Consider the following 10961-nt stretch of genomic DNA (forward strand, 5'->3'; position numbering starts at 1 on the left):
AGAGACCCAGGAGGTCATAAAGCCGGGCAATCTGCTTCCATTCTTTCGGAAGGATGATTCCTTGGCTTTTAAGTCCAGCAATAAAGCCTTTTTCACAATACGAAAAGTTAGGAGTGTTCGGATAGCGAATAAAATTACCGATATCCCAGTAGATCGATCCTGCCATCGCGAACTCCCAATCTAACACAGCTGTTATCCCTTCTTCATCCCCCAAAAGATTCAGACCATTATAATCGGCGTGTACTAAAGCGCTCGATGAATCATCAAGAGAAATCAGCTCAGACCACTTCTTTGCAAAGTCCCTGATCTGGTCGATCATTTCTTTCTCAATCCACCTAGAAATATGAGGACCGAGAAACATCTCCATTGTTTCAAGGTAACGCTCCTGCGTCATTTCAAAAGGCTCCACTACGTCAAGATGCTGATCAAAAAACCCGCTCTTTTCAAAAGGATACTGTCGTATGTTCGCCAGTTCAAGCCCTGCAGAATACCCCAGCTTACCCGAAACAGAAGGGGTTCCTTCGTAGAGCATATCTTTGAGAGTCCTGCCCTGTTTCCATTGTAAAATGCCTGCCTTATATTCTTTCAAAGATATCAGTTTATGAAATAGGGGTACTTTCTTGTATTTATGTAAGTGGTCGTGGAGTGTTTTTTCCATTCGTAAGTTTTCTTCGCTCTCTGAAACTCTTAATACTATAGGCTCTTCCTTCATGAAAGTAATCTTATAATTGGTGTGACTCAACCCGCCACTTAGAACTTCAATTCTCTGTATACTTAAGTCTGGCTTCCACTTTTCTACAGCAAACTGAATCTCCTGATCTTCAAGAAGAATGGACGATTTCACACGCTCCCAGTTTTCTTTCATAACTATCCCCCCTCCTCTTGGCTTATCTAAAAGTTTTTCCAAAAAGCCTTTACTTGAGAATCATTTTCAGTATAATAAATATCAGACAATGAGAATCATTTTCAATAAAAGCAGGAGGAATTTTTACATATGAAATTATCTAAGCTCGTCCCACTCACCCTCATTATACCAAGTCTTCTATTCACAGGATGCAGTTCAGACTCATCAAATGAAGCTGCTGGCAAAGAAAGCAGTAATTCTACTACGGAACAGACAGAAACCACGGCTTCCACCGCTTCCAAAGAATTGGAACAGGCTGTAGCGGATTACCGACAATACGGCCTTGAACAGACGGATATTTTCGTTGAAGGAACGACTGAATTTGTGGAAGCCGTAAAAGCTGGCGATTTAGAGAAAGCAAAAGAACTGTATCCGACTGCGAGAATGCCATTCGAACGTATTGAACCGATTGCTGAGTCTTTCGGTGACTTGGATCCGAAGATTGATGCTCGTGAAGGCGATGTACCTGAAGAAGAATGGACAGGTTACCACCGCCTCGAGAAAATTTTGTGGGAAGAAAATACAACCGAAGGTACTGAAAAATATGCTGATCAACTTTTGAATGACGTAAAATCACTGCGTGCGAAGATCGAACTGGCAGATGTACAGCCTCAAACCTTAGTAACAGGGGCTGTAGACCTCTTGAATGAAGTTTCTTCCTCTAAAATTACGGGTGAAGAAGAGCGGTATTCCCATACTGACCTTTATGATTTCGCAGCTAACGTGGATGGGGCCAAGAAAATCGTTGAACTTCTAAATCCGGTATTGAAAGAAAAAGATGCCGAATTAGCTTCTACGCTGGATTCACGCTTCAATGATGTTTATGATGCTCTGGAACAGTATAAAACGGAGAACGGTTATGTCTCGTACACAGAATTGACGGAAGAAGATACTCAAAAATTGAGTAAAGCAATCGATGCACTTGCTGAGCCACTTTCACAGATTGGAATTGTATTAGAACAGTAGAAAACATTTGCCACTAGATGAGTTGTCTAGTGGCTTTGTCTAGTTATTTATGCTGGAAAGGATGTTCAAGTATGAGCGATCAAAATAAACCTGACAAAATAACACGAAGAGAAATGCTTTTTCGAACCGGTGCCGGCGGCTTAGGCTTGCTTGTAGGAGCGAGCGGCTTCGGTACTATTTCAGCACTTGGAAAAACAATGAGCAAAGAGGAAGAAGTAAATAGTGATGATGTTATTCCTTTCTATGGCAAGCACCAGGCTGGAATCACAACAAAACAACAGACTTACGTTTACCTCATTGCTCTAGACCTTACTACCGAGAAACTATCAGATATCAGAGATCTGTTCAAAGAATGGACCATTGCTTCTGAAAAAATGTCCAAAGGTGTCCTGATCGACTCTTATTCTGATAATCTTTACGTCCCCCCTGCGGATACCGGAGAGGCAGCAGGACTTTCAGCCTCCAACCTTACGCTGACTTACGGGTTCGGGCCTACTTTTTTTGAAAAAGAAGGCGCGGATCGCTTCGGATTAGCGAGTAAAAGACCTCAACGGCTGAAGAAACTCCCCGCTTTTCCAGGGGATCAATTAGAAGATGCGTGGACAGGAGGAGATCTGTGCGTCCAAGTCTGTGCTGACGACCAGCAAGTCGCCTTCCACGCCATCAGAAACCTGATTCGAATCGGGCGTGGAATCGTGACACTACGTTGGATGCAATCGGGCTTCTTGCGGTCTCCTAAAGCAGACAAGAAAAATGCTACACCAAGAAATCTTTTCGGATTTAAAGACGGAACGGTCAATCCAAGTACAAACGAAGATTATAACGATGTCATCTGGTCAAATGGAAGTGAAGCCTCGTGGATGAAGAACGGAAGTTATATGGTGATGAGGCGTATCCGGATGCTGCTTGAAGTATGGGATCGAACCCATTTGAATGAACAAAACAAAACATTTGGTCGTGAGAAGGTAAGCGGTGCTCCACTTGGTCATAAAGATGAATTCGATGAGATCGATTTTGATAAAAAAGATGAGCAAGGAAAACCCTATATTCCTGCAGATTCTCATGTAAAACTTGGGCGCGGAGATGGCTCACAAAAGATTCATCGCCGCTCTTACTCTTATTCCAGTGAAATGGACCCTACCCGAGCTCAGCTTGATGCCGGTCTTTTATTCATGTCTTATCAAAAAGACCCATTTAAACAGTTCGTTCCTATTCAGAAGCGAATGGCCAGCTCAGATCGCATGAATGAGTATATTCGCCACATCGGCTCAGCCGTATTTGCATGCCCGGGGGGAATATCTGAAGGTGGATATATCGGAGACTCACTTTTTTAAAAGTATAAGGAGACAATTGAAGAAAGGATGACCACTATGCGTATAGACAGACTTGGAAAGCGGATTTTCCTCTCTCTTGTTTTCCTCCTCTTCCTATCCACCGTGCCTAATGCCGCCCATGCAGCTGACAGTAAGGAAGTTCTATTACCCACCGTCGGTGACGCACTGGTAGATGTGAGAAGCGAAGACTATGACTCTTTGAATGAGAATCTTCGTGCTTACGAAAAAGCCTGGGAAACTACGGAGCGAAATAAAGACTTAGAGGAAACGGAAAAACAAATCAACAACGAACTTGAGACTGCATTGAAGATGTCAGCAGACAGCTCTGTCGAACATGAAGCTTTATATGAACATATCGTCAATTTGGCCCGTTACACAGATGAATATGTCAGTGCGGCGAGTGAAGAATCAGAAATCGATCGTGCAGGCATGGAATCCCTTATCAATGACTTAAGCGAGATTCAATCCGTAGTAAAGGATCAGAACTTCGCCAAAGCACGTAAGCTGAACGAAGCCTTTGTAAGTAATTGGACTGCCCTTGAAAAACCGATCCGAGAAACGAATTTACAAGCCTATGGATCAATCGAAACGAAAATGAGTATGGTTCGTGTGGCTTTGAACAAGGACCCTGTTCAAGTCGATCAGGCGGTCCAATCGTTAGAAAAACTTAAAGTGACTATCCAAGACTATTTAGATGGAAAAACAGCTGATTCCGCTAGTACTATTAATACCGACTCCGTTACGTTGACTGGCTTAATCGGCTTGCTGGAAAACGTTCAATCAGATATTGGCAGAGAAGAATACAACAAGGCTGCAACGAAGATGGAAAAATTCATTCAACAGTGGCCAATTGTAGAAGGAAAAGTACTTACTAAATCCCAAACGGTCTATAATGAGACCGAAACGACAATGACTGAAGTCCTTACAACCTTAAGCTCCTCTCAGCCAGATGCAGCATCAGCTTCTAAGAACATCGACACCATGATCGCCGATTTGGAGCCTTTTACAGAGCAAAGCAAATACTCTGCCTGGGACGCCTTTTTCATTTTATTCAGAGAAGGATTGGAAGCGATTCTAATCATCGCTACGCTTCTCGCATATTTAAGAAGAACGGACAATGAAGAGCAGCGTGTATGGGTATGGAGTGGTCTAGGTCTAGGACTAGTCTTAAGCGGCGGGTTAGCCATTATCCTTACTATGATGTTCGCAGGACTCCAATCAGGTACGAACAGAGAAATTATTGAAGGTGTGACCGGTCTCATTGCTGTCGTCATGATGGTGACCGTCGGAGCCTGGCTTCATAAACAATCGAATATTCTAGCCTGGAACCAATATATTAATCAACAGCTTCAAAAAGTGATGAACCGGGGTGCGAAATGGATGCTCGCTCTCGTCACCTTCATCGCCATCTTCCGTGAAGGGGCAGAAACAATCATTTTCTACCTGGGAATGGCTCCTTCGATTACAGTGTCCCAACTGCTTCAAGGGATGGGTGGAGCCCTCGTCTTACTGATCATCATTGGCTTCTTGCTCATTAAACTGAGTGTACGCTTGCCCATTCGCCCATTCTTTCTGGTAGCGAGCGTGTTAATTTACTATATCGCCATTAAATTCACAGGCGTCAGTATACATGCTTTACAAATCACCAACATCCTTCCCGTACACCAAATAGGGAGTCTACCGATTATCGATTTCTTAGGATTTTACCCGACATTCGAAACGATTATCGCTCAACTGATTTTACTCTTAATTGTGGCTTTTCAGTTTATAAGTAAAAACAACAGAAAACGGCAGTCTAAAACAAAAGCTGCTTCATAATAAAATCCCCTTCTCTTTTTAAGAGAAGGGGATTTTATTTTATTCAGTGAAAGCCTCATAAAGTTCATCGTACTTTTGCGCGCAACTTAGGTCTAAATCAGTTAAGCCTTTGGCATTCCATGACGTCAGCTTCATCGTCACCATTTTATAATCGATACTGATGAACGGGTGATGCTGAATATCCTCCGAATACTCTGCGACTCGGTTAACAAATTGTATTCCTGATAAAAAATCGGTAAACCGGTATCGCTTCACGATAAACTTTTCATCCTGCAGTTTCCATCCATCTAATTCAGCGACCTGCTTCTCCTTTTCCTCTTCAGGAATCCTTTGTTCTTTCATGAACACGCCCTCCTTTTTTCAGGTATTGGTGTCAGGTACCCTTACCGACATCTTCCGTACCTGGTACCTACATTCCCTCGAATGGTACCAGGTACTCTTTTCTTTCACGGTGGTACCTGGTACCTATACAAGCAACTGTCGTACCTGGTACCCCAGAGAAAACTACGAACTCAATTTCATAAACTCATCGAGATCAGCCATACATAGGTCGAGTGCATGACGCCAAAAATCTGGTTTTTCAAGGTCGACATCCAAATGTTTTTTCGCCAAATCTTCTACCGTCATACGACCGGTATCTTGTAAAAGAGCGATGTACTGGTCCTCAAAGTCCGTGCCAATCTCTACCGCTTTTGCGTATATTCCCATACTGAACAAATAACCGAAAGTATAAGGGAAATTATAAAACGGAACATCAGTAATATGAAAATGCAGCTTCGAAGCCCAAAAAGTCGGATCGTATTCATCAAGGCTATCCATGTAGGCTTCTCTTTGAGCTTCTGTCATTAGTTCGTTTAAACGCTCGGAAGTAACGACACCTTGTTTTCGTTCTTCATAAAATCGAGTCTCAAATAAGAAGCGCGCATGGATGTTCATGAAAAATGCTACCCCACGCTGGACTTTATCTTCCAACAGAGCAAGCTTTTCATCCTCACTTGCAGCATGCTTTACAGCCGCATCAGCGACAATCATTTCAGCAAAAGTCGATGCTGTTTCAGCAACGTTCATAGCGTAGCCCTGGTTTAAAACAGGCAGCTCATTCATAACGTGCTGATGATAAGCATGTCCAAGTTCATGTGCCAGCGTAGCGACATTGGATGGAGTTCCGGAATAAGTCATGAAGATACGGGTTTGCTCGCTGTCAGGAAAACTTGTGCAAAACCCTCCAGGCTGTTTACCTGCGCGATCCTCCGCTTCTATCCAACCTTTTTCGAATGCCATTTCTGCAAAGTCAGCCATTTTGGGACTGAATTGACGGAACTGTTTGATGATGAATTCTGCTCCACCTTGGAAACTCATCGTTTGTTCAGTTTTTGCGACAGGTGCTTCCACATCGTAAAAACTTAATTTCTCAATTCCTAACAATTCAGCCTTTTTCTTTAGGTAAGGCACATAATGCTGCTTATATTCTTCAATTGTCCCCCACATTGCATTAAGCGTATCCTCACTCATGCGATTATAGTCGAGTGGTTCCTTCAGTACCCTGTCCCAGTTACGATGCTTATACGTTTGAAGACGGAAACCAGAAAGATGATTCAATGTTTCACTAAATAAATCCACTTGACCGCTCCAGGCTTCCTGAAGTTTATCAAACACTTTTTTCCTGATATTACGATCTGAAGAACTCAATCGGTTCGCCGCCTGTCCGACAGACAAAGATTCTTCATCAACCATAACAGTCATCTTACCTACTAAAATATCATACATCTGGCCCCATGCATGGTACCCATCGATGCCAAGATCGTTGATCAACGCTTCCTGGCGAAGATCCAATTTATCCATAGCCAGCTGCCGTCGCTCATCAAGAATGAAAGCCAACTCTTTGAAAGGGGGCTGTTTAATCATCGAATTCCAGACATCTTCATCCACTTGAACCAGCTTTTGATCGAACTTTGTCATTACATTATCAAATCTAGCTCCCAGTTCATGCTGTTTAGACAGCCAAAGACCAGCTTTTTTGTCATGAACATCCTGGGCATTTAAACAACTGACAAAAGCTCCGAACTCTGTCAATTCTTTTATGATCGTTTGAATTTGTGGAACGATCTCTGACATCTCCTCAACCTGATCAGTATTTCTAGGAGCTGTAAAAGATTCCACGTTTACCTCCAGTTCTGAAATGCGCCTTTCTGTTCCCTCTACATATTGTTTAAGTTGTTGTGATTGGCTGCCGTCTTTAAAGATGGTATCCAAATCCCACGTTAATGAATAAGTAGTCATCTCAATCCCCTCTCTTTATATGTATTGTAAACTGCCACTCTCAGTATATCAGAATCTTCCAACAAGGATAAAAAGCACCCCTTGCTATTATTTCAAAAATTGCTTTCTGTCGAAAATTTTGGTATTTTCATAAAAAAGACTGCATAGGCGAAGGGGAGATCGTATGCGATATCGTCGACATGAAACATTGCGGTATTCATTTGAAGAACCCAATCCGGCTATCTTCAAAATTATTAAGGTTGGAGAAAAGCAAGTGAACTCTTCAAGTGGTCCCGCACAAGTCGTTGACATCAGTCCAGGAGGGATGAAGCTCTTCACTTCTGTCCACATCCCACTGACATCCAACGTACAAGTTTTCGTCCAGACCTCGATCGCTCATGTGGATCTATCTTTCACGGCCGATGTCGTTTGGGTGAAGCAAGCGAGAAAAGGATATCACTATGGACTTGATTTTATCGGTGATCATCAGCAGGAAGTGGTACAAGCCTTAAAAAAGCTGAGAAAAACGTCAACGGAGAATTCTACATAAAAGTGTTTTGAAAACCCCCCTGCTCTTTTTGAACAGGGGGGGGTTGATATCTTATTCAGACAGTTTCTTTTTAACAGCTTGAACGAGAGGGTGATCCTCCTCAAGCTCTGCAATTTCACGAAATGCTTCCAATCGTCCGTTCTCTTGAATCATCTCCTGCAGCTTCACCGCTTCTGGATCGGATTCGTTTACATAATAAAGCGTAGCTGCGATCACCTCAGCAAGATGTGCAGGCTCCTCGTTTTTCAAACGGATAAACTCTAGTGCCGGGCGTACAAGACGGTCCCTGGGTCCTAGTTTACGAATCGGCCCACGGCCCACGCGCGTAACCTCATCCGATAAGTCCGGATTTTCAAACCGGCTGATGATCTTCTCGATATACTCTCGATGCTCGTCCGTGTTAAAGCCATACTTTTCGATCAAAACAGAACCAGACTCATGTAAAGCACCTTGAATTTTATCCTTGATCACTCGATCATCCAGCGCTTCTTTTATAGTTTTATATCCATTATATTTACCAAGGTAAGCAGCAACTGCGTGGCCCGTGTTGACCGTAAACAGCTTCCTCTCAATATAAGGTGTCAAATCTTCGACGTAAGTGATGCCTTCAATATTCGGAAGCTCTGTTCGCACATAAGCTGTTTCTACTACCCACTCAAAATAAGGTTCTACCATGACAGTCAGTGGATCTTGTTGGTTTTGATTAGGGACGATTCGGTCGACCGCAGCGTTAGGAAAATCGATTTGATCGGAGATCCACACTTTTTGATCTTCCGTCACGTTTTCAAGGACATGACTCTTAAGAGCCTCGCTTCCTCCCACCATATTCTCGCACGCAATGACAATTCCTCGATCGTTTTTCTTCAACAAACCTTTGGCAAGCAAAGGCGCAATCAAAGGCAGTACGTTCGGACCCACAGCCGTTGTAATGACATCCGCTTCAGCTAGCGCTTCAATGACCTCTGTTTCCTCTTCCATACTGTTCAATCCTGACACTTTATTAACCTTTATTTGATCATAGGTGCCAGCAAGCTCCACTTGGTAGGTACCTTTCTGATTCAGTTCCTCGATAAGTTCCGCATTGACATCGACAAAAATGGTCTCAAAGCCTGACTCTGACAACAAAGCTCCGATAAAACCTCTTCCAATATTTCCAGCACCGAAGTGAACAGCCTTCATGATTAATTCACCTCGTTGAAAATGCTAATGACTTCTTCTTTAGAATCAGCATTTAAGATTGAATCAATGTTCTCTTCTTCCGAACAAACGATAGCAATTTTAGACAGAATCTCTAAATGTTCGTCTCCTTTTCCAGCAATTCCGATCAGCAGTTTCACGATATTTCCATCCCCAAAATCTACGCCATCTGGAACGGTTACAACGGCAAGCCCTGTTTCAAGGACAGATTTCTTCGCGTCTTCTGTGCCGTGTGGAATAGCGACATAGTTCCCCATGAATGTTGAAGTAACTTTCTCACGTTCTAACATCTGATCAATATATTCTTCATTGACATATCCGTGATCACGCAGCAATGCGCCTACGTAACGGATCGCTTCTTCTTTTGATTGAAAACTTTGATTCAATTCAATGGTTTTTGCAGTTAAAATATTTTCAGACATTTTCATTCTCCTCTTCGTTTATGATAATTTCTTTTTAAAAAATTGATGAATCTGATTGGACACATAATTCTTAATACGATCTTCTTCTTTAGAGCTGAATGTTTCTGTACTAACTGGATCTTCAATGAGTAAGGTACTTAAAAAGCTCATGATTTCGAGTCCTTCTTTACTTATTTCTTCAGGAGCAAGCATTAAGATAAAGACGTCTGACTCCATCCACTCCTCATCCATCCCTTGAATCGTGATTGGATATTCTAGCAGAATGACTGTAAAAGAAGGAACAGGGATGCTGGGCTGGCGGGTATGGTAAAGAACTAAGCCTGTACCTGGAATCCCCAGGCCCCCAGATGTTTCTCGCTTAAGCAGAGCCTTCGTAATTTTTTCCGCTTCCATTAATGCTCCTTCATCTACTAGATAATGACACGTCTCTTTTAATACGGTTCCCTTATCGTCAGAAGTGCTTTCGAACACATAAAGTCCATTCAGTATTTGACTGACCATCGTTGCGTACCGTTGTACACCACTGACAGAGTCTTGAATGGTCTGCAGCGTCTGGTCCGCAATTGGTACCGGTTTTTCCAGCGCCTTCATACTTTCTATTATTTTAACTTTCCTGATCTGATGCTGAAGACGATGAACATCTGAAGTCGGCAGCATTGGATTGACGAGTACATAGTGTTCAATGTGCTCAAGCGGGATTGTCGAAACGATCAAATCATAGCTTTCTAAATCCAGCTGCTTCAAATCGAATAGTGACTGATGATCGACCTCTTCGATTTCCTGGAATTGCCGCTGAAGTTTAGCTGCAAGAATTTTTGCTGTACCAATCCCGCTCGAACAAACCACCAATACTCTTAGCCCTCGTGCCCCTTCCATATTGAGCAAGCAACTGGCAAAGTGCATCACAACAAAAGCCGTTTCTTCTTTAGGAAATTCCAGGGAAGGAAATACATGCTTGACGGCTCTTTCTAAAACGGTGAAAAGTTCAGGATAATCTTCCTCTATTTGATCCATTAGTGGATTAGATATATCCATATCTTGCTGAATGCGGTAAAGGCTCGGCTTCAAATGTACGACTAAATCATTAAGAAGTTGAGGAGACTGGTGCAGGTTTCTCTGAATCGCCTTCGACACGTATTCAATCAGCTGCTTTGCTTTAAAAGCTACACTCAGGCTACTGTCCTCAAGAATGAAATCTTCATTGTATCTGACTTTTGCACCCATTAAATGCATCGTGATGTAGCCTGTTTCCGCCTCTGGAATTTTTAAATCAAATTGATTTTCAAGCTTTTCAATGAGTTTTTCTGCGATTTCGAATTCTTTTGTCACTCTCAACTCAGAAAGGTATTCTTCTTCCATTTGTATGAATTCCCTTTGTTGCAAGCGTTCAATCGCTAGTGCCAGGTGAATGACCAGCCCAATGTAAGCACTATCAGCTAAAGGGTACGTCAAATCTGCTCGTATGGAATCAACAGTTTGTTCAATTAAAGTAATTTTTTCTTTATTCACGA

10 protein-coding genes are annotated in these 10961 nt (G+C 42.6%); 4 read left to right on the forward strand and 6 right to left on the reverse strand.

Going from position 1 to position 10961, the window contains the following annotated elements; genetic code table 11:
* The coding region (locus tag LD39_RS11130) for a phosphotransferase family protein (RefSeq protein WP_035546320.1) at positions 1–865 on the reverse strand (865 nt) is incomplete at its 3' end.
* A gap of 129 nt (positions 866–994) precedes the next feature.
* Between LD39_RS11130 and efeO the strand changes: the two genes are divergently transcribed.
* From efeO to LD39_RS11145, 3 genes are all read left to right on the forward strand, one after another.
* On the forward strand, positions 995–1870 hold the full coding sequence (efeO, locus tag LD39_RS11135) for an iron uptake system protein EfeO (RefSeq protein WP_035546322.1): 876 nt from the start codon (positions 995–997) through the stop codon (positions 1868–1870).
* A gap of 71 nt (positions 1871–1941) precedes the next feature.
* Entirely contained in the window at positions 1942–3204 is a 1263-nt protein-coding gene (gene efeB / locus LD39_RS11140; RefSeq protein ID WP_035546324.1) for an iron uptake transporter deferrochelatase/peroxidase subunit, read from the forward strand.
* Between the two features lie 36 nt (positions 3205–3240).
* Positions 3241–5022, forward strand: coding sequence for an FTR1 family protein (locus LD39_RS11145; RefSeq protein ID WP_052158828.1), 1782 nt, complete (start codon positions 3241–3243; stop codon positions 5020–5022).
* Positions 5023–5061: 39 nt separating this feature from the next.
* Here the strand turns inward: LD39_RS11145 and LD39_RS11150 are convergent, their stop codons facing one another.
* Together LD39_RS11150 and LD39_RS11155 are read right to left on the reverse strand one after the other, a co-directional pair.
* Complete coding sequence (locus tag LD39_RS11150; RefSeq protein WP_035546328.1) at positions 5062–5364, reverse strand: 4a-hydroxytetrahydrobiopterin dehydratase; 303 nt, start codon at positions 5362–5364, stop codon at positions 5062–5064.
* 162 nt (positions 5365–5526) lie between these two features.
* The gene (locus LD39_RS11155; RefSeq protein WP_035546330.1) at positions 5527–7302 is read right to left on the reverse strand and encodes a M3 family oligoendopeptidase; all 1776 of its coding nucleotides are present in this window, start codon (positions 7300–7302) and stop codon (positions 5527–5529) included.
* Between the two features lie 163 nt (positions 7303–7465).
* On the opposite strand from LD39_RS11155, the gene LD39_RS11160 reads away from it, so the two are divergent.
* Positions 7466–7831, forward strand: a complete 366-nt coding sequence (locus tag LD39_RS11160; protein ID WP_035546332.1) for a PilZ domain-containing protein — start codon at positions 7466–7468, stop codon at positions 7829–7831.
* A 51-nt stretch (positions 7832–7882) separates the two neighbouring features.
* Here the strand turns inward: LD39_RS11160 and LD39_RS11165 are convergent, their stop codons facing one another.
* The 3 genes from LD39_RS11165 to LD39_RS11175 all read right to left on the reverse strand — a co-directional run.
* Positions 7883–9010, reverse strand: a complete 1128-nt coding sequence (locus LD39_RS11165; RefSeq protein ID WP_035546334.1) for a mannitol-1-phosphate 5-dehydrogenase — start codon at positions 9008–9010, stop codon at positions 7883–7885.
* A 2-nt stretch (positions 9011–9012) separates the two neighbouring features.
* On the reverse strand, positions 9013–9450 hold the full coding sequence (locus tag LD39_RS11170) for a PTS sugar transporter subunit IIA (protein WP_035546336.1): 438 nt from the start codon (positions 9448–9450) through the stop codon (positions 9013–9015).
* A gap of 18 nt (positions 9451–9468) precedes the next feature.
* On the reverse strand, positions 9469–10961 hold a 1493-nt coding region (locus LD39_RS11175), incomplete at its 5' end, for a BglG family transcription antiterminator (RefSeq protein ID WP_035546337.1).

Origin of the sequence: Halobacillus sp. BBL2006 (assembly GCF_000786645.1) — a bacterium.
In the GTDB taxonomy this organism is placed as follows: domain Bacteria; phylum Bacillota; class Bacilli; order Bacillales; family Halobacillaceae; genus Halobacillus.